General features: G+C 42.7%; 26 protein-coding genes. 10 read left to right on the top strand and 16 right to left on the bottom strand.

Going from position 1 to position 24,693, the window contains the following annotated elements; genetic code table 11:
- Positions 1 to 184 precede the first annotated feature (184 nt).
- The 4 genes from PR795_RS11205 to znuA form a co-directional block, all read right to left on the bottom strand.
- Positions 185 to 1,030, bottom strand: a complete 846-nt coding sequence (locus tag PR795_RS11205) for a LysR family transcriptional regulator (RefSeq protein WP_154631141.1) — start codon at positions 1,028 to 1,030, stop codon at positions 185 to 187.
- 213 nt (positions 1,031 to 1,243) lie between these two features.
- Positions 1,244 to 2,218: a lauroyl-Kdo(2)-lipid IV(A) myristoyltransferase gene (gene lpxM / locus PR795_RS11200; RefSeq protein ID WP_006661833.1), complete on the bottom strand. Its 975-nt coding sequence runs from the start codon at positions 2,216 to 2,218 to the stop codon at positions 1,244 to 1,246.
- A gap of 116 nt (positions 2,219 to 2,334) precedes the next feature.
- A complete protein-coding gene (gene mepM / locus PR795_RS11195) occupies positions 2,335 to 3,669 on the bottom strand; it encodes a murein DD-endopeptidase MepM (protein WP_419179796.1) in 1,335 nt (444 codons plus the stop codon).
- A gap of 20 nt (positions 3,670 to 3,689) precedes the next feature.
- A complete protein-coding gene (znuA, locus tag PR795_RS11190) occupies positions 3,690 to 4,649 on the bottom strand; it encodes a zinc ABC transporter substrate-binding protein ZnuA (RefSeq protein WP_006661835.1) in 960 nt (319 codons plus the stop codon).
- A 73-nt stretch (positions 4,650 to 4,722) separates the two neighbouring features.
- Between znuA and znuC the strand changes: the two genes are divergently transcribed.
- Positions 4,723 to 5,490 carry a zinc ABC transporter ATP-binding protein ZnuC gene (gene znuC, locus PR795_RS11185; protein WP_006661836.1) on the top strand — a complete coding sequence of 256 codons (768 nt, stop codon included), beginning with the start codon at positions 4,723 to 4,725 and terminating at the stop codon, positions 5,488 to 5,490.
- Positions 5,483 to 6,268 carry a zinc ABC transporter permease subunit ZnuB gene (gene znuB, locus PR795_RS11180; protein WP_006659943.1) on the top strand — a complete coding sequence of 262 codons (786 nt, stop codon included), beginning with the start codon at positions 5,483 to 5,485 and terminating at the stop codon, positions 6,266 to 6,268. Before znuC ends, znuB begins: the two co-directional genes overlap by 8 nt.
- Before the next feature lie 83 nt (positions 6,269 to 6,351).
- Here the strand turns inward: znuB and PR795_RS11175 are convergent, their stop codons facing one another.
- The 7 genes from PR795_RS11175 to aspS form a co-directional block, all read right to left on the bottom strand.
- Positions 6,352 to 6,714 (bottom strand): hypothetical protein, encoded by a 363-nt coding sequence (locus PR795_RS11175; protein ID WP_036975824.1) that lies wholly within the window; start codon positions 6,712 to 6,714, stop codon positions 6,352 to 6,354.
- A gap of 259 nt (positions 6,715 to 6,973) precedes the next feature.
- The gene (gene ruvB, locus PR795_RS11170) at positions 6,974 to 7,984 is read right to left on the bottom strand and encodes a Holliday junction branch migration DNA helicase RuvB (protein ID WP_006661838.1); all 1,011 of its coding nucleotides are present in this window, start codon (positions 7,982 to 7,984) and stop codon (positions 6,974 to 6,976) included.
- Between the two features lie 16 nt (positions 7,985 to 8,000).
- Positions 8,001 to 8,618: a Holliday junction branch migration protein RuvA gene (ruvA, locus tag PR795_RS11165; RefSeq protein WP_006659946.1), complete on the bottom strand. Its 618-nt coding sequence runs from the start codon at positions 8,616 to 8,618 to the stop codon at positions 8,001 to 8,003.
- A gap of 84 nt (positions 8,619 to 8,702) precedes the next feature.
- Positions 8,703 to 9,224, bottom strand: a complete 522-nt coding sequence (gene ruvC / locus PR795_RS11160; RefSeq protein ID WP_006659947.1) for a crossover junction endodeoxyribonuclease RuvC — start codon at positions 9,222 to 9,224, stop codon at positions 8,703 to 8,705.
- A 225-nt stretch (positions 9,225 to 9,449) separates the two neighbouring features.
- On the bottom strand, positions 9,450 to 10,193 hold the full coding sequence (locus tag PR795_RS11155) for a YebC/PmpR family DNA-binding transcriptional regulator (protein ID WP_006661839.1): 744 nt from the start codon (positions 10,191 to 10,193) through the stop codon (positions 9,450 to 9,452).
- A gap of 29 nt (positions 10,194 to 10,222) precedes the next feature.
- Complete coding sequence (gene nudB, locus PR795_RS11150; RefSeq protein WP_006659949.1) at positions 10,223 to 10,657, bottom strand: dihydroneopterin triphosphate diphosphatase; 435 nt, start codon at positions 10,655 to 10,657, stop codon at positions 10,223 to 10,225.
- Entirely contained in the window at positions 10,657 to 12,426 is a 1,770-nt protein-coding gene (aspS, locus tag PR795_RS11145) for an aspartate--tRNA ligase (protein WP_006661840.1), read from the bottom strand. Before aspS ends, nudB begins: the two co-directional genes overlap by 1 nt.
- Before the next feature lie 452 nt (positions 12,427 to 12,878).
- On the opposite strand from aspS, the gene PR795_RS11140 reads away from it, so the two are divergent.
- The 5 genes from PR795_RS11140 (at position 12,879) to cmoB (ending at position 15,981) form a co-directional block, all read left to right on the top strand.
- Positions 12,879 to 13,214: a DUF4377 domain-containing protein gene (locus PR795_RS11140; protein WP_006659951.1), complete on the top strand. Its 336-nt coding sequence runs from the start codon at positions 12,879 to 12,881 to the stop codon at positions 13,212 to 13,214.
- Positions 13,215 to 13,267: 53 nt separating this feature from the next.
- The gene (locus tag PR795_RS11135) at positions 13,268 to 13,672 is read left to right on the top strand and encodes an NUDIX hydrolase (protein ID WP_036963543.1); all 405 of its coding nucleotides are present in this window, start codon (positions 13,268 to 13,270) and stop codon (positions 13,670 to 13,672) included.
- Positions 13,673 to 13,764: 92 nt separating this feature from the next.
- Positions 13,765 to 14,163 carry an MAPEG family protein gene (locus PR795_RS11130; protein ID WP_006659953.1) on the top strand — a complete coding sequence of 133 codons (399 nt, stop codon included), beginning with the start codon at positions 13,765 to 13,767 and terminating at the stop codon, positions 14,161 to 14,163.
- Between the two features lie 94 nt (positions 14,164 to 14,257).
- Positions 14,258 to 15,013 (top strand): carboxy-S-adenosyl-L-methionine synthase CmoA, encoded by a 756-nt coding sequence (gene cmoA / locus PR795_RS11125; RefSeq protein ID WP_006659954.1) that lies wholly within the window; start codon positions 14,258 to 14,260, stop codon positions 15,011 to 15,013.
- Positions 15,010 to 15,981, top strand: a complete 972-nt coding sequence (gene cmoB / locus PR795_RS11120) for a tRNA 5-methoxyuridine(34)/uridine 5-oxyacetic acid(34) synthase CmoB (protein WP_006661842.1) — start codon at positions 15,010 to 15,012, stop codon at positions 15,979 to 15,981. The genes cmoA and cmoB overlap by 4 nt, the downstream gene beginning before the upstream one ends.
- Positions 15,982 to 16,086: 105 nt before the next feature.
- On the opposite strand, the gene PR795_RS11115 is transcribed toward cmoB, so the two are convergent.
- The 3 genes from PR795_RS11115 to PR795_RS11105 form a co-directional block, all read right to left on the bottom strand.
- Positions 16,087 to 16,515, bottom strand: coding sequence for a hypothetical protein (locus PR795_RS11115; protein ID WP_181480820.1), 429 nt, complete (start codon positions 16,513 to 16,515; stop codon positions 16,087 to 16,089).
- A 299-nt stretch (positions 16,516 to 16,814) separates the two neighbouring features.
- Positions 16,815 to 17,576 carry a copper homeostasis protein CutC gene (gene cutC / locus PR795_RS11110; RefSeq protein ID WP_006661844.1) on the bottom strand — a complete coding sequence of 254 codons (762 nt, stop codon included), beginning with the start codon at positions 17,574 to 17,576 and terminating at the stop codon, positions 16,815 to 16,817.
- Between the two features lie 177 nt (positions 17,577 to 17,753).
- A complete protein-coding gene (locus PR795_RS11105) occupies positions 17,754 to 18,308 on the bottom strand; it encodes a VOC family protein (RefSeq protein WP_036975827.1) in 555 nt (184 codons plus the stop codon).
- 190 nt (positions 18,309 to 18,498) lie between these two features.
- On the opposite strand from PR795_RS11105, the gene argS reads away from it, so the two are divergent.
- The 3 genes from argS to amtB all read left to right on the top strand — a co-directional run bounded on the left by argS (position 18,499) and on the right by amtB (position 22,105).
- Positions 18,499 to 20,229 carry an arginine--tRNA ligase gene (gene argS / locus PR795_RS11100; protein ID WP_181480819.1) on the top strand — a complete coding sequence of 577 codons (1,731 nt, stop codon included), beginning with the start codon at positions 18,499 to 18,501 and terminating at the stop codon, positions 20,227 to 20,229.
- A 232-nt stretch (positions 20,230 to 20,461) separates the two neighbouring features.
- Positions 20,462 to 20,800, top strand: coding sequence for a P-II family nitrogen regulator (locus tag PR795_RS11095; RefSeq protein ID WP_006659961.1), 339 nt, complete (start codon positions 20,462 to 20,464; stop codon positions 20,798 to 20,800).
- 12 nt (positions 20,801 to 20,812) lie between these two features.
- Entirely contained in the window at positions 20,813 to 22,105 is a 1,293-nt protein-coding gene (amtB, locus tag PR795_RS11090; protein ID WP_181480818.1) for an ammonium transporter AmtB, read from the top strand.
- A 71-nt stretch (positions 22,106 to 22,176) separates the two neighbouring features.
- On the opposite strand, the gene murJ is transcribed toward amtB, so the two are convergent.
- Both murJ and rimJ read right to left on the bottom strand, forming a co-directional pair.
- Positions 22,177 to 23,715: a murein biosynthesis integral membrane protein MurJ gene (gene murJ / locus PR795_RS11085; protein ID WP_006661847.1), complete on the bottom strand. Its 1,539-nt coding sequence runs from the start codon at positions 23,713 to 23,715 to the stop codon at positions 22,177 to 22,179.
- 78 nt (positions 23,716 to 23,793) lie between these two features.
- The gene (gene rimJ / locus PR795_RS11080) at positions 23,794 to 24,381 is read right to left on the bottom strand and encodes a ribosomal protein S5-alanine N-acetyltransferase (protein WP_036965661.1); all 588 of its coding nucleotides are present in this window, start codon (positions 24,379 to 24,381) and stop codon (positions 23,794 to 23,796) included.
- Positions 24,382 to 24,693 lie beyond the last annotated feature (312 nt).

Genomic DNA, 24,693 nt, shown 5'->3' with positions numbered 1-24,693 from the left:
TAAATAGAGTAAATGATCTTTGATTTGGATTTTATTAAAGAAATATAGGTAACATTTCTTGTAAGCAAGAAATATAACATCCTATTTTAATTAAGTTAATGAATGGTTATATTCAATTTTTCAAATTAAAATCAAAAATACTTATTAACCTTGCGTGAAAAATTTAAAATAAAAATTAATTAGTTCAAAAATCATTAAACAAATAGTTTATTAATAAATCATTTATTATGATATTTTTTCCTTTGTAAATATAGAAATCATATTTTACTTTTTCAAAATCAGCATTAACTTCACTTAAAAAGCCCTCCGCTATCAAATCATGAACAATATTTTCAGGAAGCCAAGCATACCCAATAGAATCGCTAATTAATTTAATCGCAGTTTCCGTATTTTTTACTTTAATGACTTGATGACTTTTTATTTTATCCTCAAAATTTGAGGATAAAACAATATGAGGCGTCATCTCAAGCTTGGCATTTATTTTATCTTTGGCGCATCGCTGAAGGACATGGTTTGGCTCTGTAACAAGTAAGGCATCAACCTCCCCCAGAAATGTAGGGTTCAGTGAGCCCAAATGATGATGAGATATCAATAAGTCAAATTCTTTAAATGTGAATATATCTTCTCGACTCATCAATGTTTTTGTTAATTCAACATCATAATCTTTTCTACTTTTGATTAGCCCTCCAATTTTATGTAATAAACAGTCACTCTCATAAAGTGAGTCAATAACTATTTTTATTTTATTATTTTTCTTATTTATCAATTTTGCTGCTATTTCTAATGCAATCGCTTTATTTGTGACCTCTCGAGATAATGCTAATAACGTTTCCCCTTGCGCCGTTAATATTGCACGTCTTTTTTCCACTACAAATATTTTCATCCCTAAGATTTGCTCTAATTTACTAATAGTATAACTAATTGATGATTGTGTTTTATGTAACACTTCAGCGGCCTGAGCAAACCCACCATAATCAACTATCGCTTGTAACGTTATCCATTGTTCTAATGTCGTTTTTGTTTTATCCATATATCATCCATAATTTAACTAACTATTTCATTCCATTAAGAATATAACAATGTATTTATAATATCACTTCATCATGATGAATTTTTAATGTCCTTGAAGTTTCACCCTGCAAATTAAACTGAAAGAATATCTATTGATAAATAGGTAACGTCTAAAAACAAAAAAGCCACAGGTAGTTATCTCCGTGGCTTTTTATACAATATCACCTTGTATCTAACGATATAAATCCTTGCGCTGATACGGCTCAATTTCACCTTCTTTACGCGTCTTCAACAACTTAAGGATCCAAGTATATTGCTCAGGGTTAGGCTCAACCAAAAATTCTAATTCTTCATTCATACGACGAGCAATATAGTTATCATCCATTCCATCAATATCATCCATAGGTTCGCGAACATAGATATGCAATTGATGATTAACATGGTCGTACACCGGAAACAGTGGGACAATTTTGGCCTTACACACTTTCATCAAACGACCGATTGCCGGTAATGTTGCTTTATAGGTACCGAAGAAATCGACAAATTCGCTGTGCTCTTCCCCATGATCTTGGTCTGGTAGATAAAAGCCCCAATAACCTTGTCTGACTGATGCAATAAAAGGTTTAATTCCAGCCTCTCGGGAGTGAAGGCGACCACCAAAATGGTAACGTGCTTTATTCCATAAATAGTCGGCAACAGGGTTTTTCTGATGGTGAAACATCGCTGCCATATTTTGTCCCATCGCTGCTAATAGCATAGCTGGCGCATCAACCGCCCAGCCGTGAGGAACCATAAAAATCACATTACTCTGTTGCTTCTGTAACTGTTCAATAATTTGTTTATTATGCCACTGAGTACGCGCTAATGTGCGTTCAGCACCACGAACACACAACTCTGCCAACATAACAAAAGATTGCGGCGCGGTTTCAAACATGCGGTCAACCAATACCTCTCTTTGCTGTTCAGTCATGTCAGGAAAACAATAGAGCAAGTTAATTTTTGCACGACGACGAGCGCTTTTTGCCAAACGACCAACCCACTTTCCTATTTTAGCCAACATGGGATCACGGACTTTGACAGGAATGTACGCAAGCGCAACAAACACAGCCGCTCCCATCCAAACTCCCCAATATTTTGGTAATAAATAGGATTTGTGAAATGTTGGCACATAGCCTTTTTTGCTGTCGGTATCTTGTTCTTTATTCATGTTATACCCAAGAATCGCGGCTATTTTGATAACCAAAAATGAATGTGTAAGAGCATTACAAAAAAAACTGGCAGACACAAGTATCTGCCAGTCATAGGATGAAGAAACTGAAATAGCTATTTCAATTTAAGCTGCGGCTTGGTCTCTTTGACCAACTCTAAATACTCTTTACGCTCTTTGCCCGTTAAACCGCCTGAGCTTGGTAATTTTGCCGTCAGAGGATTCACCGCTTGTTGGTTTACCCACATTTCAAAATGCAGATGAGGTCCCGTTGAACGTCCTGTATTACCCGATAGCGCAATACGGTCACCACGTTTTACTTTTTGACCTGGCTTCACTAACAATTGGCGTAAATGCATATAACGCGTGGTATATTGGCGACCATGACGAATCGCAATAAAGTTACCTGCGGCGCCACTGTATTTCGCTACAATCACTTCACCATCGCCCACGGCTAACACAGGAGTGCCAACCGGCATCGAAAAATCCACACCTTTATGAGGGGCTACACGACCCGTGACAGGGTTTACTCGACGCGGGTTAAAATGCGATGAGACTCTAAATTGCTTAACAGTTGGGAAACGCAGGAAACCACGTTCTAATCCATTACCTTCGCTATCATAGTAGCGACCATCTTCTGCGCGGAAAGCGTAATAATTCTTACCGCCAGACTGTAAACGAACACCGACTAATTGACTCTGCTCATGTGTACCATTCAGCATTTCACGCCCCATAAGGACCGTAAATTTATCGCCTTTTTTCAGCTTATTAAAGTCAACTTGCCACTGCAACGCCTTGGTAACTTCACGCCCTTCAGTACGCGTCAAACCCGCTTTTTTCGTACTTTGAGCAAATGTGCCATCGATGGAGCCCGTCATCACCGTGTTGGACCAATCGCCTTTGCGGATCTCTTTCACTTCTTCGAACTTATTGGTCGCACCAACACGGTTAAAGATACGCGTTTCGCGACGAGAAACATCCCATGTTAAGGATTCTAATTCGCCATCCGCGTTTAATGTCCAACTTAATGTTTGACCGATTTTTAAGTTACGTAATGATTTATGTTGATTCGAGAGTGTTGCCACATCGCCGGCTTCGATACCAAACTGCGTCAAAATGGACGATAAATTATCACCACTTGAAACAACATATTCATGAGCGAGTGGCGTCGCATCCGCATCAGATGCGTCAGTATCTGTATCAGCAACACCTTCGTCAGGTAACTGTTCGCTACTATCTTGAATTAAATCATCCCCTTCTGTTTCAATCGTAGATTGAGATAAAGGAATGATGGTATCTGGAGAGCTGTCACGTTCATGGGAGGTAGGGATATGTACTGGCCGCCAAATTGCGACGGCCATGGTGGCGACAGTGAGTGTGCTCAACACAATTTTATGGGTCTTGGACAAGCTATTAAATGCCTGCACAATACCACTTGCCATTTGCTGCACTTTAAACTATTCCTCTATGCTTAATTCAGGCAGCTTGCGTATTGTTCTGATAACGTCGTCAGAAACTTCATGTAGCTATCTGGTCCAATTGCCAGCCCACTACCAAGTGGGTCGAGAGTACCCATTTTGACTCCCGTATTTTTCGCTACGCTTTCAATAACCGCAGGCCTGAATTGTGGCTCAGCAAAAACGCATTGCGCTTTATGCTCAACCAGTTGTGTTCGTATTTGATGCAATTTTTGGGCACCGGGCTGAATCTCAGGGTTTATCGTAAAATGCCCTAATGGAGCAAGCTGATAGTGTTTCTCAAAGTAGCCATAAGCATCGTGAAAAACAAAATACCCTTTATTTTGAGCCGGTTTTAAAATACTAGCAATTTTCTTATCGCTTTGCGCCATATTTTCTTTGAATTTACGAAGGTTTACGTCCAGCTTCTCTTTTTGATCAGGATAAAGCTCTACTAAACGCGCGTAAATGTCATCGGCTGCCAAATTTGCAATATCTGGGGATAACCAGATGTGCATATTATACTCACCATGGTGATGATGTTCGTGATCCTCATCATGATTAGGCTTATCGGCATGTTGATGGCTATCTTCCTCCTCGTGGTTTTCTGCCATTAATAGCGCATGAATATTTTTCTGTTCGGCTAACGCTAGACGTTTATTCTGAGCTAACCCATTGATCGGCTTCTCTAAAAACATCTCTAATTCAGGACCAACCCAAACAAACAAATCTGCTTGTTTTATCTTTTTTAAATCCGATGGTTTCAGTGCATAATCATGTGGCGAAGCACCATCCGGAAGTAAAACTTGTGTATCCGTCACCCCATCCGCAATTCCAGCGGCAATGAAGGCTAAAGGACGGATAGATGTAACGACATCGGCATTTGCCATCGGCAATATCGATGCAGTTAAAACTGAGGCTAACGTGGCTTTGCAGATGAATTTACGGGTAATAAGTTTCGATTTGTGTATCATGAACATTTTTCCGTGATCTTAAAATTGAAATGTTATAATATAACACAACTTGATTTCTGCAAGATGTTTTCATATGCAACCACTACTATCTTTAAATAAAATTTCTGTTTCATTTGGCGATAAACCCGTTTTAAAAGATGTCACTTTTGCTCTGAACAAAGGTGATATCGTGACATTATTGGGTCCTAATGGTGCTGGTAAATCGACGATTGTCCGCGTGGTACTAGGCTTGCTATCGCCAACGTCAGGTACAATCAACCGAGCCTCATCTCTCGCGATTGGTTATGTGCCCCAAAAACTGCATTTGGACACAACCCTACCTTTAACCGTCAAGCGATTTATGATGTTAAAGCAAGGTGTCCGCGTGGAACATTTAGTCCCCGCACTTGAGCGCGTCAAAGCGACACATCTCATTGACCAACCTATGCAAAAGCTATCTGGCGGTGAAACTCAACGGGTTCTGCTCGCACGCGCACTACTCAATAAGCCCGATTTATTGGTTCTTGATGAACCCGCCCAAGGTGTCGATATTAACGGGCAAGTCGCTCTTTATGATTTAATCAATCAATTGAGAACTGAACTGGGTTGCGCGGTTCTCATGGTCTCTCACGATCTGCATTTAGTGATGGCAAAAACGGACCAAGTTTTATGCATTAATGGGCATATATGTTGTTCGGGTACCCCTGACGTCGTGTCTAATCACCCTGAATTCGTTGCTATGTTTGGCTACCGTGGAGCACAGCAATTAGGCGTTTATCGCCACCAGCATAATCACCAACATGATTTAGAAGGTAATGTGATTAGAACCCACCAACACAGCAAGGACTGCCAACATGATTGAGTTATTACTACCTGGTTGGATTGCAGGTATGTTACTCGCGATTGCTGCGGGTCCTTTAGGCTCGTTTGTGGTTTGGCGCCGCATGTCCTACTTTGGTGACACTCTCGCCCACGCGTCTTTATTAGGCGTTGCATTCGGTTTATTACTGAATATCAACCCGTTCTATGCCGTTATCGCAGTGACTCTATTATTAGCCCTAATTCTTGTGTGGCTAGAAAAACGACCTCAGTTAGCCGTCGACACATTACTCGGTATTATGGCTCACAGCTCACTCTCTTTGGGATTAGTGGTTGTCAGCCTAATGGCAAATGTCCGTGTTGACCTGATGGCTTATCTATTTGGTGATTTGTTATCAGTAACATATGAAGATATTATAACGATTTTAATCGGTGTGGTTGTCGTTTGCGGGTTGCTTTTTTATCGATGGCGGGCGCTTTTATCCATGACAGTCAGCTCAGAATTGGCTTTTGTGGATGGTATTAACTTACAACGTTCTCGCTTATTGTTGATGATGGTAACGGCGTTAACTATCGGGATCGCAATGAAATTTGTTGGTGCGCTGATCATTACCTCTTTGCTGATCATCCCTGCCGCTACCGCTCGACGTTTTGCAAAAACACCAGAACAAATGGCACTTACCGCGATTGGGATTGGCATGATTTCAGTTACTGGTGGGCTAACCCTATCGGCATTTTACGATACTCCGGCAGGTCCTTCCGTTGTGCTCACATCCGCCATTTTGTTTATCTTGAGTTTATGTGTAAAAACAAAAAACTAGTTGTATAACACAGAGTATCTTAATAAAAGCCAATCCTAGAAGACCCGCTCATTTAGCGGGTTTTTAGTTAAACTCAAGGTCGTTTATTGTTCCGCTTTCTGTGTTCCATTTTTAACAGTTACTTCTATATCGCCAATACTATCGTTTATAAATCCACCGACACAATTCATAAATTGATTTACCTTTACTTTGAATCCTTCACCTGAATATTTTGGATCGCCTGATTTATCATCGGGTACATTAACATTCAAATCGCCATGGAATTTCTTATTAAGATCTATTTCACCCTCGATACTCACCCAATATGTTGACCCTTCTGGCAGATATCGAGAGCAACTCTCAATAGTTTCTTTATTCGTGATGGATGTGGTGTTTTTTGTACAACCAGACACTGCGGCTATAGATAAAAGCGCAGCAAGCGTTAGTTTGTAAGAGATTTTATTCATATTGAGCTTAACCTTCTATAAGAGAAAAAATACCACATGATAATAAAAATTATTATCAATGCATCTATTTTAAAACCTGCTGAAATACAATCTCAATGACCTTTTTTACTCACTAAACAGGGATCACTTCTCAATCAAGTAAGAGATGGATATAAAAAACCTCAGTAACTGGGAATCAATCACTGAGGTCATCTCATTTTGTATGAGCTTTAGTATTATTTCAATTATAGCAATTTTGTATTAATCAATACGTTTAAAGCTAAATTTCTTTAGGCGTTAATCCAAAATGTAAATAGGCATGAGCCGTCGCCATCCGCCCTCTTGGGGTTCGCTGAATAAACCCTTGCTGAATAAGATAAGGCTCTAGCACATCTTCGATGGTTTCGCGCTCTTCTCCGATAGCAGCAGCTAAGTTATCGACGCCAACAGGTCCACCCATAAACTTATCGATGATGGCCACCAGCAGTTTACGGTCAAGATAGTCAAAGCCGGCAGCATCCACATTCAACATATCCAGTGCTTGGCTCGCAATCAACTCATCAATACTGCCATTGCCTTTAACTTGCGCAAAATCACGCACACGTCGTAATAAACGGTTGGTAATACGTGGTGTTCCACGAGAGCGCATCGCAACCTGTAAGGCGCCTTCTTCGGTGATATCCAGCCCCATATATTGGGCACTACGCTTCACGATATGCTGCAAATCATCAACTTGATAAAACTCTAATCGCTGTACGATACCAAAGCGGTCACGTAAAGGTGACGTTAATGAACCTGCTCGCGTGGTTGCGCCTATCAATGTAAATGGTGGCAAATCAATCTTAATGGAGCGGGCAGCAGGACCTTCACCAATCATGATGTCTAATTGGTAGTCTTCCATGGCGGGATACAATATCTCTTCAACCACAGGAGACAAGCGATGAATTTCATCAATAAATAAAACGTCATGCGGCTCAAGGTTAGTCAACATTGCCGCCAAATCCCCTGCTTTTTCTAATACAGGCCCTGACGTTGTCCGCAAATTAACGCCAAGCTCATTGGCGACAATACCCGCTAATGTGGTTTTTCCTAACCCTGGAGGCCCAAAAATTAATAGATGATCAAGCGCATCACCCCGCATTTTGGCTGCCTGAATAAATATTTCCATTTGATGCTTAACTTGCGGTTGCCCAATATACTCATCCAGTAATTTAGGGCGGATCGCGCGATCAATGGCTTCTTCTTCAGAATGCAGCACTTCAGCAGTAATTAGGCGATCAGCTTCAATCATCGTATTAATCTCTCAATTAAAGTGCTGCGCGTAAGGCATCACGGATCAGGGTTTCAGAATCGCTATCAGGTTTCGCGACTTTACTCACCATACGGCTAGCTTCTTGCGGTTTATACCCCAGCGCAATCAAGGCAGCAGCCGCTTCGGCTTCAATATCTGCTTGGCTTGGTCCTTGGCTCTTCACGCTTGGTAAATCAATATCGCTCACTGAATTGAACAGATCCCCATTCAAGCCTTTGAAGCGGTCTTTCATTTCGACCACTAAACGCTCGGCAGTTTTCTTGCCAATACCCGGTAGTTTCACCAGAGAGGAAATCGCTTCTTGCTCAATGGCAGACACAAATTGCTGAGCGGACATACCCGATAAAATCGCGAGTGCCAGTTTAGGGCCTACACCATTAACTTTAATCAGCTCTTTAAATAGTGCGCGTTCTTGCTTGTCATTGAAACCATACAGTAACTGTGCATCTTCTCGCACGACAAAATGTGTGAAAACAATAGCTTCCTGACCAATTTCGGGTAATTCATAGAAACAGGTCATTGGCATATGAACTTCATAGCCAACACCTTGCAGCTCAAGTAACACAATGGGTGGTTGCTTTTCTAATACAATGCCACGTAAACGACCTATCACACTGAACCCCTTAAATTTGATTAGCGTCCTAAATTTTAACTTTGCTGTTTATACCATAAAAAATGCTGGATGCATATCCAGCTTTCATCTTAATCTTCCGCGGGCTAGCACTAAACGAGGATCACCGACTTTCAACAAGTTTTGATTAAAGTGACAATGTGTAATGGCAATCGCTAATGCATCTGCTGCATCGGCTTGGGGGCTTGCCGATAATTTTAGGATCGACTTCACCATATGTTGAACTTGGCTTTTCTCTGCGGATCCTGTACCGACGACCGTTTGTTTGACTTGGCGAGCTGCGTATTCAAAAACGGGGATATTTTGATTTGCCGCCGCCACAATCGCCACACCACGGGCTTGCCCTAGTTTCAGCGCTGAATCCGCATTTTTTGCCATAAAAACTTGTTCAATGGATAGAACATCCGGTTGATATTGGGTGATAATTTCCGAGACTCCCGCATAAATACGTTGCAGACGGCTTGGTAAATCATCAACTTGCGTGCGAATACACCCGCTTCCTAGATAAAGTAATTGTCTACCTTGTTGGCGAATAACACCGTATCCTGTGATCCGCGAACCAGGGTCAATACCTAGAATAATCGCCATATAAAACCTATAGTTGCTCTTTATTTATTTTCATATCATCTTATCGCCATCTAATGACTGCCACAATGGCAACATAGGAATATCACCATTCCCACCGCAATCACAGTGTAAATAGCGTTCGCTTAATCATAAATATAGCAAATAAAAGAAAAAATGAAGGTCGAAGAGGCGTTAGAGAAAACAGGCTGGACACAGCCCGCTTTCTCTACGCAGACATCATCTTAATTACAGTTGCTCAGCAACTTCATCAGAGATATCACCGTTATGATAAACTTCTTGGACGTCGTCTGAATCTTCTAACATGTCGATCAGGCGCATTAATTTTGGTGCTGTTTCAACATCAAGTTCAGCTGTAATCGATGGGATCATAGAAACTTCAGCGGCTTCGCTAGTGAAACCAGCAGCATCTAGTGCGTCTTTAACGGCACCGAACGTTTCAAAGGTGGTGTAAACATCCATTGCACCATCATCATATGTTTCAACGTCATCTGCACCGGCTTCGAGAGCCGCTTCCATCAGCGCATCTTCGTCCACACCCGGTGCGTAAGTGATTACGCCGCGCTTGGTGAACAGGTAAGATACAGAACCATCAGTGCCTAAGTTACCGCCCGTTTTGGTAAACGCGTGGCGAACTTCCGATACTGTACGATTACGGTTATCGCTCAAGCATTCAACCATAACCGCGGTGCCACCGGGACCGTAACCTTCATAAATGATGGTTTCCATATTATCGTTGTCATCATTACCCACACCACGCGCAATAGCACGGTTTAAGGTGTCGCGCGTCATGTTGTTTGATAATGCTTTATCCACAGCAGCACGCAAACGAGGGTTAGTTGCCGGATCGCCGCCGCCTAAACGCGCAGCAGTCACCAGCTCACGAATAATTTTAGTGAAAATTTTACCGCGTTTCGCGTCTTGTGCCGCTTTACGGTGTTTGGTGTTGGCCCATTTACTATGACCTGCCATGAAATATCTCCAAAAACGTCAATAAATAATTAAACAGCAAATTCTAAAATAGCCTGGCTGTTGCTCCACGATTTTGTTAGCTCCGCCGCCTGTTGCGGGTCAAGCCAACGAAATTCAGTGTGTTCAGTCAGCAATGGCGTTTGTTCATCGCTGAGCACCAATTTAAACCAATGTTCTTTACAGTGGGTCACATCCGGTGCATAACGATGCCTGAAATGCGGGAAAATTTCAAAGATGATACTTTTCGACAAATCATGTAATTGATTTGGTTGCGGGTCAAACCCCGTTTCCTCTTTGATTTCACGAAGTGCTGCAACGGCAGCACTATTTTCATGATGCTCCAGACTCCCGGTCACAGACTGCCAAAAGTCAGGGTCATCTTTACGCCGCATCATAAGCACCCGCCCCGTTTTTTCAGCCACAATAATGACTAATACCGATTCTGGGCGCTTATAATTTTCCATTACTCTTCTTCTTTCGCCACAACCGCAATCGCTAATTCTGCCAGCGAATCTGGGTTTGCATGGCTTGGTGCATTAGTCATTAAGCATGCCGCTGCGGTGGTTTTCGGGAATGCAATAACATCACGGATGTTATCAGTTCCAGTTAACAGCATCACTAAACGGTCTAAACCAAATGCTAAGCCTGCATGTGGTGGTGTACCGTATTTCAGCGCATCTAACAGGAAGCCGAACTTCTCACGTTGTTCTTCTTCGTTGATGCCTAAAATACCAAATACAGTTTGTTGCATTTCGCTACGGTGAATACGGACAGAGCCACCACCCACTTCGTAACCATTGATAACCATATCGTAGGCATTCGCTACTGCATCTTCAGGATTCTTCGCCAGATCTTCCGGAGTGAAATCTTTTGGTGACGTGAACGGATGATGCATGGCCGTTAAGCCTCCTTCACCGTTTTCTTCAAACATTGGGAAGTCGATAACCCACAGTGGTTGCCAGCTATTTAAGTCCGTCAGCTCGAAGTCACGACCCACTTTCAGGCGTAGTGCCCCCATAGAGTCAGTCACAACATTTTTCGCACCTGCACCAAACAGAATGATATCGCCATCCGCTGCACCCGTACGCTCGATAATTTGTTCAATGATTTCTAAGCTCAGGAATTTCGCGACTGGGCTTTGGATGCCTTCTAAGCCTTTCGCACGTTCGTTGATTTTCATCCACGCTAAGCCTTTCGCACCATAGATACCCACAAAATTGCCGTATTCGTCAATTTGCTTACGGGTCATCACTGCGCCACCAGGCACTTTCAGTGCCGCGACACGACCTTTAGGATCATTTGCTGGCCCCGCAAATACGGCGAATTCAACATCTTTAACGATGTCTGCCACATCGACCAGTTCCATCGGGTTACGCAGGTCTGGCTTATCTGAACCATAACGACGCATCGCTTCGGCGAAAGTCATGATTGGGAAGTCGCCTAAATCAACGCCTTTCACGTCGATCCACAGATTACGGATCATGCGTTCCATCACTTCGCGAACTTGTTCCGCCGTCATGAACGACGTTTCAACATCGATTTGGGTGAATTCAGGTTGACGGTCAGCACGTAAATCTTCATCGCGGAAGCATTTTACGATTTGATAGTAACGGTCAAAACCAGACATCATCAGCAACTGTTTAAACAGCTGAGGAGATTGTGGTAAGGCATAAAATTTGCCTTTATGGACACGGCTAGGCACTAAATAGTCACGCGCCCCTTCTGGCGTCGCTTTCGTTAGCATTGGTGTTTCAACGTCCATAAAGCCTTCTTTGTCCATAAAGTTACGAACAAAGCTGGTGATTTTCGCACGAGTACGCAGACGATCTGACATCTCTGGACGGCGTAAATCTAAATAGCGGTATTTTAAGCGACGCTCTTCTGTATTCGTTTGGTTGCTGTCTAACGGAAGAGGTTCAGATTTGTTAAAAACGTCCAGACCTTCAGCAAAGATTTCAATCTCACCCGTTGCCATGTCTTTATTTTTTTGGCTATCTGGGCGCGCACGTACCGTACCTGTGATTTGGATACAGAACTCATTACGCAGTTCTGACGCTTTCTCAAATATGTCTTTACGTTCTGGATCGAAGAAAACCTGAACGATACCTTCACGGTCACGCATATCGATAAAAATCAAACCACCTAAGTCACGACGGCGGTTTACCCATCCACAAAGAGTGACCTTCTGGCCTTCATGAGCAATGTTTAATTGCCCACAATAATTAGTACGCATACTCTATCCTTTTACTCAGCTTATTGTTTACTCAGCGTATTGTGCTTTAGTTTGCTGCGGGAATTTGGCATTTTGCTGAACCCATTTGCTAAACGTTGTGTTTGCGAAACCTATTGTTTATAAAACCAATCGTTAAGAAACACGGAGCTGAAAATTCAGAATGTCAAAAAAGGCAGACATTATATAGGAAATTCTATTAGACAAACAGTTTGCTCTATAGCTTAACTGCGAAATTGATACAAAAAAACTATCTATAATCAATAAAAACTGTCCTTACCCAGAAAAACGATTCTCACGCGACCTTCTCAGCAGATGAAAAAGATTGCATATCGAGTTGATGATTAAAATTTGATTGTTTGTCAGATCATCATTTTTTTGGGAATTATTACCCATTTCATTTTGCTATAATTACTCATATTCAGACACTTTCGCCTGAAATCAGAGGACACTTTATGAAAAAAATTCTACTCGCATCATCCTTTCTTGTTCTGCTTGCAGGATGCCAAAACGGAACCAATGCCAATACGATGAAGCCTGCTAATAATAACAAAGTCTTTTATATCGATTCCTCTCTCGCTGACTGCGTTGGTGTTGCACCAATGAAATGCATGAAAGTAAAAGAAAAACCAACTGATGAATGGCAGTATTTTTATAGCTCAATTCAAGGATTTAACTACGAACCTGGTTATCACTACGTAGTAGAAGTTCAACAATTTGATGTCCCTAACCCTCCCGCTGATGCATCAAGTATCCGTTATGAGTTGGTCAAAATTATCGAGAAAAAATAAGATTGAAGCAGGTGGTTTTACACCTGTTTTTTACTGCACTCAAAGGCAATATCATGAGCACTAAAATCATTGATAAGTTAGGTTTAATTACTGTCCAAAACGGTAAAGTGGCAATGGTCCGCTCCCATAATAAAACTCTATTTTATATCCCAGGAGGAAAACGTGAGCATGGTGAAACAGACCAACAAGCCCTTTCCCGTGAAGTCGATGAGGAATTGACGTTAACCCTGCATCCCGACTCTATCCAGTTTTACGGTGAATTTGTCGGGCTGGCAGATGGCAAGCAAGATGGTACACAAGTCTGTATTCGTTGTTATCAGGCTAACTATGATGGTACGCCCCAGCCTGCCGCTGAAATTGCGGAACTGGCGTGGTTAGATTCTACTGATGCCGACCGCTGCTCTACGACTGCCATTGAGATATTGAAACAGCTTAAAGCCGATAATCTTATTCAATAACTTAAAAATGAATTATTTCTATTTGTAGATTTACTGATTAGGTTTTAAAATTTAGAAAATTTAATTTATCTCCATGGAGGTAGAGCAAAAAAATGGTCAGCTCTTTATACGCTGTACTAGGTGCCTTACTGCTACTGAGATTATCGCTAAATGTAGTAAAGCTTAGAAATCAGTACCGTGTGTCTGTTGGCGATGGTGGGTTTTCTGAATTACAAACGGCTATTCGCGTGCATGGTAATGCTATCGAGTACATTCCAATTTCATTAATTTTATTACTGTTAATGGAGATGAATGGTGCCAAAGTTTGGATGATCCATGTGTGTGGAATTGTACTCATTGCGAGCCGCATTCTGCACTCTTATGGTTTAAAAAATCATGATTATTCACAACGACGAATGGGGATGATGGGGACATATCTCGCTATCGGGTTAATGCTCCTTGCCAATGCGTATTATCTACCATGGCTGCAAATGGTTTCCTTTACGCTTTAATTTTACCCTTCCTTCTGTGCGGATTGGTTTTCAGGTTCAGTTGCTTTCTGCTACAATCCGCCACTACTTTTGTTCTTCTATTTAATACAAGTCTATGTCAAGTCAGGATCCAAACCATAAAGACAGCCTTTTTTCTGCGCCAATCGCCAATTTGGGTGACTGGAAGTTTGATGAAAAAGTGGCTGAAGTTTTCCCCGATATGATTCAACGTTCCGTACCGGGCTACTCGAATATCATTACTATGATTGGAATGTTAGCGGGTCGTTTTGTTACGCCAAATAGCCAAGTGTATGATCTTGGATGCTCTCTTGGTGCGGCAACACTATCTGTGCGCCGAAATATCTCCGTGGAAAACTGCAAAATCATTTCGGTTGATAACTCCCCAGCAATGGTCGAGCGCTGCCGCCGGCATATTGATGCTTATAAAGCCGAAACACCGGTGGATGTTATCGAAGGGGATATTCGCGATATTCACATTGAAAATGCGTCAATGGTCATCCTTAACTTCACATTGCAGTTTTTAAATCCTGATGACCGCGAAAAATTGCTCACTAAAATTTACCAAGGATTATTACCGGGTGGAATCTTAGTGCTATCTGAAAAATTTAATTTTGAAGATCAGCAAATTGGTGAATTACTGTTCAATATGCACCATGATTTCAAACGTGCCAACGGCTATAGCGAGCTTGAAATTAGCCAAAAACGCAGCATGTTGGAAAATGTGATGCTCACTGATTCTGTTGAGGCACATAAAACTCGTTTAAAGCGTGTCGGGTTTACCCACTGTGAAGTCTGGTTCCAATGCTTTAATTTCGGTTCCTTATTAGCCTTAAAAGAGGGGCAGTTATGATCGATTTTGGTCGCTTCTATCAACAAATTGCGATTGGTCCTCTTAGCCATTGGTTAGAAACGTTACCTGCGCAGCTAGCGGAATGGAAAAAAGACGGTTTGCATGGCGGGTTCTCTTCATGGGAGAAAATGTTAGATAACCTTCCCGTAATGACACCAACCCAGCTCGATATCAAAAACAGTGTCACCGCCCTACGCGACCCTGAGTTAACCGAGGGCGAAACTCGCCGTTTAAACAATATTTTAGGGCAATTAAAACCATGGCGCAAAGGTCCATTCTCCCTGTATGGCGTCGAGATTGATACTGAGTGGCGTTCAGATTGGAAGTGGGATCGTGTTCTACCACATATTTCCCCATTAAAAGGTCGCCACGTATTAGACGTGGGCTGTGGGAGTGGTTACCACATGTGGCGTATGTTGGGTGAAGGTGCTGAGTTTGTGGTCGGTATCGATCCAACTGAACTATTTCTATGCCAATTTGAAGCCGTAAGAAAGCTGTTAGGCGATGATCAACGCGCACATTTACTCCCTTTAGGTATAGAGCAACTCCCCGCATTGAAAGCCTTTGATACCGTATTCTCTATGGGCGTTCTGTATCATCGTCGTTCCCCGCTTGATCATTTATGGCAATTGAAAGACCAATTAGTCAGTGAGGGGGAATTAGTATTAGAGAGCTTAGTGGTAGAAGGTGATGAATTCCAATGCCTGATCCCTGGCGACCGTTACGCACAGATGCGCAATGTTTACTTTATTCCTTCCGCCAAAATGCTCAAAGTGTGGCTAGAAAAATGTGGTTTTGTGGATGTTCGCATTGTTGACCAAGCGGTCACTTCATTAGAAGAGCAGCGCCGCACCGATTGGATGCAAACTGATTCATTAGCTGAGTTTTTAGATCCTAATGATAGTACCAAAACGATTGAAGGTTATCCCGCGCCTTTACGAGCGATCTTAGTCGCGAAAAAACCGTAAAATAGACCCCGTGACGGTTTTTAATACCGTTATGTGTAAAACGCCCGAGAGCTGATATTCAATTCTCGGACGTTTTTGTTTTTATTTGAACAACGGTATTCCAGTTTATAAATTATTCATCAAATACTCTTCTACCGCTTTAGTATCATTCGCCGCATCAAAATCCATGCCTAGCGATAATGAGCCCTCTTTCAATTCAATCACTCTAGGTTTTGTATAGGAATAGGTAATATTTTTGATTTTCTCACCGACTGATTGTTTTGCGAGCTCAGAGTGTTCACAGACATTGGCTATCCCCTTAAGCATCTCTTTGCTATAGCCATCAATACCGATGGTATCGAGTTGCTCTTTGGTGAAGGTCGACCAATCAAAACTCACTTTAATCTCAGAGCCACACGTTTTATTTAATGCCGAGACTTGAGAGGAAACTTCCGTTTCATACCTTTGATGCTTCTCTTTTTCAGCTAATGAAAATGCAAATGAGGAGATAGTGAATAGAACAAGCGACGACGCTAAGATAATTTTTTTCAGCATGATTTTTTCCTTAAAATTCATTCAGTCGTTTTTAGTTTTTACAGTGTAAAAAAATCTAAAAACAAAGGGAGGTATTTAACCTCCCTCAGACCATGGGCAAACCCATCAGGTTTGGAAATGGCTCTTTTGGGTTGTAAAATTAACAAGGAAAATCAATTTATTGATTTTCCTCTGATAACACAAAGAGGGAAAAACCACGTTTTTATCCCTCTTTGTCATCAACCTCGGGGAGGTATTTAACCTCCCTATCTTAACTCTCCTTATCATAAATTCAGTCAGTCCTATTCTGAATTTACGACTTATGCCGGCACTTTTTCCGTGATTGAAATAAAGTCCATCATGGCTTCTACCGTGGGTCCATCCACACAGTAGTGCGTGAACTCATCGGTTTCACTGTTCGATGCCATGGTCACACCCGCCTTGCGATAACTCATACTGGAAGGAACGGTTTTACCTGCTGAGCTGTGCACTTCAGTTAAGCCAATCTCCATAAACTTGGTCAGATTAGCCAATCGAACCCCTGCACCAGCCATAATGATTGGACCATCTATTTCACGACTTTTTTCATGTAACTCTTTGAGTAATGGCAAACCTAATTCAGCGCTTTGCTGCTGACCGGACGTTAAAATACGTGCCACACCTAGGTTTTTGAGTTGTTCTAAAGCCAATAACGGATTGATACACATATCAAAAGCACGATGGAAAGTTATTGCCATACCATCCGCTATTTCCATCAAAGTTTGCATGCGTTCAACATCAATACGCCCTTCAGGATCCAAGATCCCCACCACAGCGCCGGGAAACCCCATCTCTTTGATCATCTGCAAATCTTCGCGAATCACATCAAATTCGCTCATGTTGTAGCAAAAGTCCCCACCACGTGGACGAATGATTGGATGAACGGGAATATGAAGTTTCTCGCGTGCCAGTTTTAAATAACCATAACTGGGTGTTAATCCCCCATCCGCTGCCCCCGAGCAGAGTTCAATACGATCTGCACCATATTCTTGCGCAACTTGGGCGCATTCGATACCAAAACAGCAAATTTCCAGTTTCGCCATGAAGATCTCCAAAATGGTCATAAGCTCAGTAGAATAAGAGCTGAAAATTGAGGGCCAAAACGTGCTTTTTATTAGACATTCAACTAACTATGCCATTTTTTATTAAATGTTATCTGCGTGATATCACACCGTTTAGAGTTATATCTGAGTAATGATCAATAACGTTAATTGCATCACTTATTTTTCGCTTTCAACGATGTTTCTAAGGGAAAATGGGTGATATTTGAGAGTAATTAAGCCGTTTGTCACGGCCAAAGTCGGATTTGGCAGTCTTTCTTGCTGACCTTTCGGCTGACTAACTTTATAGGAGTAACCTTCAGGTAGTGACTCTGGCAACAAACGACGAGCCGTTTCGGCAAGTGCTTCTGGTGCGACATCAATTACCATTTCAATATGTTCCCAACTTTCTTGTGGGTAGGTTTTATCTTTTGGAAAAGGCAGCTCAATAATATAGACATCCTGCCCAGCCACCTGAATTGGTTTTTTCAAATCATAAAGACGAATAGGACGACCATTAATTAGATTATCCGAAAGCAGTTCAGCGCATTGTAGCAATCCCTCATGCCAGCGTTCTGCCGTTGCCTGATGATGACAGCGTACCGAAATATGGTCGATAATATAATCTGTCAGGGAGACATTTAAAGTCTGTGCCATCGCCAGCAGATTTTGCTCAAACTGTGGTAAGTCACACCATAAATCGTTTAATTGTGGGATTTTATCGAAATCTAACATTCACATGACTCTCGTTGACCCCCCTGCGTCAATAAAAAGCAGGGATAATAAAAAGCGAAACAAGCGGCAGACTGTAGCACGACTCCCCCAAAATGTGGTATAAAACCTGCCGTTTTTTCTCTTCCACCTTTTAGTTACGCCCATGAAATGGCACAATGCGGTAACTATGTTCGTTATTTAAGGTAATCCGGTGAATATTCAGGCTATTCTTTCAGATAAAATCAGTGCTGCAATGCTAGCAGCGGGAGCTCCAGAAGGCTGTGACGCCCTTGTTCGTCAATCAGCCAAAGCGCAATTCGGTGACTATCAAGCTAACGGCGTGATGGGCGCAGCGAAAAAAATGGGCATGCCTCCCCGACAACTGGCCGAGCAAATTGTTAGCCAATTAGATCTCGAAGGTATTGCATCTAAAGTTGAAATCGCCGGTCCCGGTTTCATCAATATTTTTATCGACCCAACGTGGATTGCGGCTCACGCAGAAAAAGCACTGACCAGCGACCGCTTAGGTCTTGCTCCCGTCAAAGCTGAAACTATCGTTATTGACTATTCCGCACCTAACGTTGCAAAACAAATGCACGTCGGTCACTTACGCTCAACGATTATTGGTGATGCTGCCGCGCGTACTCAAGAATTTATCGGTCATAAAGTGATTCGTGCGAACCACGTTGGTGACTGGGGTACGCAATTCGGTATGCTGATTGCTTACTTAGAAAAAGTACAAAATGAAGATGCCAGCGATATGGCTCTGGCAGACCTCGAAGAGTTCTACCGTGAAGCGAAAAAACATTACGATGAAGACGAAGACTTTGCCATTCGTGCTCGCGGTTACGTCGTAAAATTACAATCTGGTGATGAATACTGCCGTAAAATGTGGCGTAAACTGGTTGATATCACCATGCAACAGAACCAAGAAACTTATCGTCGTTTAAACGTCACCTTGACGGAAGACGATGTGATGGGTGAAAGCCTGTATAACAGCATGCTACCGGGTATCGTTGCTGATCTTAAAGCCAAAGGTTTAGCCGTAGAAAGCGAAGGCGCTACTGTTGTTTTCCTTGATGAATTCAAAAACAAGGAAGGCGAACCGATGGGCGTTATCGTTCAGAAAAAGGACGGTGGCTTCCTGTATACGACTACCGATATCGCCTGTGCCAAATACCGTTATGAAACGTTGCATGCCGATCGCTCTTTGTATTACATCGACTCCCGCCAGCATCAACATTTAATGCAAGCTTGGACTATCGTCCGCAAAGCGGGCTATATTCCTGAATCAATGGCGCTTGAACACCATATGTTTGGAATGATGTTAGGTAAAGATGGTAAGCCATTCAAAACACGTTCTGGCGGTACAGTTCGCCTTTCCGACCTATTAGATGAAGCGGTTGAACGCGCACAAACGCTGATCCGTGAAAAAAACCCAGATATGGCGGAAGACGAATTACTGAATCTGGCGAATGTCGTCGGGATTGGGGCTGTCAAATATGCTGATCTGTCTAAAAACCGTACTACAGACTATATCTTCGATTGGGATAACATGCTGGCATTTGAGGGTAACACCGCCCCTTATATGCAATATGCGTATACCCGTGTTGCCTCTATCTTTAAGAAAGCCGATATTACCGAATCGGATTTAACTCTACCTATCGTGTTAGAAGCGCCACACGAAATGGCGCTGGCAACACGCTTGATGCAGTTTGAAGAGACTATCTTAACGGTTGCTCGTGAAGGGACTCCACATGTCATGTGTGCTTATTTATATGACTTAGCAGGACTGTTCTCCAGTTTCTACGAACATTGCCCTATTCTGTCCGCAGACACCGATGCTCAACGCCAAAGCCGTTTAAAATTGGCATTATTGACACAAAAAACCTTAAAAGTGGGTCTCGATACACTCGGTATTGAAACCGTCGAAAGAATGTAAGCCCGTTGATTTGCTTAAAGCCCACTTCGGTGGGCTTTTTACTTTTTGTCGCCTAATTTGCACTCTTTTTGAACATTTTTTTTGTAACTTACCTTAAGTTTGCACTTATTTGGTGAGCAATATCTCATTATTCTCTCTATTTAGCGCCTTCCTTACTAAAAAAACAAAAAATTAACATTTGGCATGATGCTTGCTTTATCTCTTTTGCCTTTTCAAAAAGACAGGGGGATTTATGAAGTACATCATCGCAATTATTAAACCGTTCAAATTAGAAGATGTTCGAGAAGCACTTACTGAGCTAGGCATTCAAGGAATGACCATCTGTGAAGTCAAAGGATATGGCAGGCAGAAAGGTCATTCGGAGCTTTACCGGGGTGCCGAATATGAAGTGAGTTTTCTACCTAAAACCAAAATGGAAATTGCTATTAGCGATGACCTATTGGAACCCGCCCTTGATGCCATTATGCGTACCGCAGATACCGGCAAAGTCGGAGATGGAAAGCTATTTGTTTTTGAACTTCTACAAGCAGTCCGTATTCGCACGCGCGAATCGGGCGATGACGCACTATAAGGGAGACGTACAATGAGACGATTTTGGTTATCCACCGCACTATTTGCCTTAAGCGCTTTAGCCCTTCCCGCCTATGCGTCGGAAGTGAATACCGTTGATAAAGCAGATAACGCCTTTATGTTGATCTGTACTGCATTAGTCTTCTTTATGACCATACCCGGTATCGCATTGTTTTATGGGGGATTATTACGCAGTAAAAACGTATTATCGCTGATCACTCAAGTCATGCTGATTTTTAGCGTAGTGATTATTTTGTGGTTTGTGTTTGGCTATAGCCTCGCATTCACTGCGGGAAACAAAGTGTTTGGGGACGGTTCATTAACTTTCTTAAACGCGATGTCTATCGATGACTTATCGGGCTCCATCAACCGATATATCCATGTTGCGTTCCAAGGCTCATTTGCCGTGATCACGTTAGCCTTAATTGTCGGAGCGTTAGGTGAGCGAGTTCGTTTTTCAGCTTTGCTCATTTTTACCGTCATTTGGTTTACTTTTTCTTATGTTCCTATCGCGCACATGGTATGGGCTGAAGGTGGCTGGTTAGCAGATGACGGCGCTTTGGACTTTGCTGGTGGAACTGTTGTGCATATTAATGCCGCAGTTGCCGCACTCGTTGGTGCATATTTACTCGGAAAACGTAACGACTACAGCCAAGTAGTGTTAAAACCCCATAACTTACCAATGGTGTTTATGGGTACGGCAGTCCTGTACATTGGTTGGTTTGGCTTTAACGCAGGTTCTGCTGGCAGCGCCAACAACATTGCCGCACTCGCATTTATCAATACCATCATTGCGACAGCTGGCGCAATCCTTTCATGGACCTTTGCAGAATGGGTACTTCGTGGAAAACCCTCCATGCTCGGCAGCTGCTCAGGTTGTATCTCCGGATTAGTCGCAATCACACCAGCCGCGGGGACGGTTGGACCGATCGGCGCATTAATTATCGGTGTTGTTGGCGGCGTGATCGGGCTTTGGGGTGTTGTGGTCCTAAAACGTTGGCTAAAAGCCGATGATGTCTGTGATGTATTTGGTATCCACGGTACCTGCGGGATTGTAGGGTGTATATTGACTGGAGTATTTACATCAACCATGCTTGGTGGCTTAGGTTACCGTGACGGCGTCACGTTATCTCATCAAGTTTTTGTTCAGCTTGAGAGTGTTGCCGTGACGATTGTGTGGTCAGGCGTAGTGGCATTCATCGCCTTTAAATTAGCGGATAAACTTGTCGGTTTGCGGGTTTCCCCTGAAGAAGAGTGTGATGGGCTGGATATTACCACCCATGGTGAAAGTGCGTACCATCAGTAATTGTCTACTCCCCCTCTGTTGAGGGGGGAGTTTGTTGGCATCTATAGCAACTCAATACCTGTTAAGTGAAATTACGCAACACTGCGTTTCATAAAATCACGAGGACGGAAACCTAACACATACAGTGCCACAAAATAGCTACCCGCCCCGATAATCACGACACCGATTAAACGTAACATGCGCATCAGCATATTGCCGTCTTGCCACGGTGGCATAAAGTGCAACACGCCAAATAACACTATAACCATCACCGCCAATGCGATAAGTAGCTTCACAAGGAAACCACGCCAACCCGCCAGTGGTTGGAAGATATCTTGCTTGCGTAATTGCCAATATAACGCTCCAGCGTTAAAACACGCAGCCAGCCCAATAGACAGCGCTAAACCTGCATGTTGCATTGGACCAATAAAAGCTAAGTTCATTAACTGGGTCATAATCAGCGTGACAATTGCAATCCTCACAGGTGTACGGATATCCTGACGAGAATAAAATCCAGGTGCTAAAATTTTCACTAAAATCATGCCAGTTAAGCCCACACAATACGCCATCAATGCATACTGGGTCATCAAAGAGTCATGGGCAGTAAACTTGTCATATTGGAAAAGTGAAACTGTCAGCGCTTCCGATAACATCGCTAATCCGATGGCACAAGGTAGAGCCAGTAATAAACACAAGCGCAGACCCCAGTCCATTAAATGCCGATATTCTTGGTGGTTTCCACTGGTAAAACTTTTTGATAATGATGGGAGTAAAATGGTTCCAAGCGCTACGCCCAGCACCCCTGACGGCAATTCCATTAAGCGATCTGCATAATACATCCATGACACTGAGCCTGATTGCAGAAATGAAGCAAAAATCGTGTTAATAATTAATGAGATTTGCGCCACGGATACCCCGATAATCGCGGGTCCCATCATTTTCATAACACGCCAAACGCCACTATCATGGAATGACAAACGCGGTAATACCAACATGCCAATTTTCTTTAAATGCGGTAATTGGTAACCTAATTGCAGCACACCACCCACTAATACCGCCCATGCCAGCGACATAATTGGTGGATCAAAATACGGTGCCGCAAAGGCTGCAAAGAAAATCATACTGACGTTCAGTAACGTGGGGGCAAATGCGGGTACCGAAAAACGATTCCAAGTATTCAAAATCGCACCCGCGAGCGAAGCCAACGAAATTAAGAAAATATACGGGAATGTCACCCGTAATAAATCCGTCGTCAGTACAAATTTGTCAGCATCTGTCGTGAAGCCTGGCGCAGTAACATAAATGACCCAAGGCGCAGCAATCATCCCGATAACCGTAACAACTGCCAGAACCAAGGTAAGCAGCCCCGAAATATAAGCGACAAACGTTCGTGTCGCCTCTTCGCCTTGCTGGTTTTTATATTCCGCAAGAATCGGGACAAACGCTTGAGAAAACGCCCCTTCTGCAAAAATTCGGCGTAACAAATTCGGGAGTTTGAAGGCAACAAAGAAGGCATCGGAAGCAGCCCCCGCACCAAACACACGGGCAATAATGGCATCACGGATGAAACCCAAGACTCGAGACATCATCGTCATCGAGCTGACTGCTGCCAAAGATTTTAATAAATTCATGATAGCTAAACTAAAAGAAGACAATCGTAGCAGTTTAACAGCGGATGGCTAGACTGACTACGATTGTAGAGTAAATGTTTAGGCTTTAGTCGATTTCCACGTATCGTCCGTTAATGCAGTGAGTACGTGGTCACGCCATTCCCCATTGATTTCAAGGTACTGCCTTGCATAGCCTTCACGTTCAAAGCCCAAGCGCGCCAATAAATTACCACTGCGCATATTATGCGGCATGTAGTTCGCCATGATACGGTGTATCCCTTGATTTTTTTGCATATATCGGATGGTTTGGGTTAACGCTTCATACATTAATCCCTGCCCCTGCCATTTTTCCCCCAGTGAATACCCCAGATAACAGGCATGGAATGATCCTCGTAAAATATTACTGAAATTTGCCACACCAATGACTTCGTTTTCGTCTTTATCCAGTAATACAAAATGGAAGGCGCTACCTTGACGATGCATTTCACTCATCGCATGTAACCGATTATTCCAACCAGAGGGGTTAAAATGGGAATTGTCACGGGTTGGTTCCCATGGCGTCAAAAATTCTTTATTTAAACTGTAATAGTCCGCTAGTCGGTAATTATCGCGTTCATAGGCCAAACGGATAATCATTCTGTCAGTCATTAGACGCACTTTGGGTTCATTTGAACGATAACCAAACATCGTTAGCCCTTAATTAATAGTGTTACCAGTCTTACTCTCGATGCTTGAATTATAACTTAAATTTATCACTTAACTAATTCAATTATCTCCATAATTAAGTCATTTTTTGAGCGATTAGTTTATTACGTTCTATTCAAGCATTAGGAATATGCAATAAGGTGAATGCATCATGGGCAATATTCAAACCATAAATCCTAAAGATTTCGCATTAGAGGTAGGTGGCAAGTCAGTGAGTCCCTTGGAGCATACATAAGTATGTGACAAGGACGAGCGAGCGCAGCCAACACCCCTATCATGGGCAATATTCAAACT

Origin of the sequence: Providencia sp. PROV209 (assembly GCF_028479485.1) — a bacterium.
GTDB lineage: Bacteria > Pseudomonadota > Gammaproteobacteria > Enterobacterales > Enterobacteriaceae > Providencia > Providencia alcalifaciens.
The sequence above is the reverse complement of the archived record's forward strand: the minus strand, read 5'-3'. Positions and strand labels throughout refer to the sequence as shown.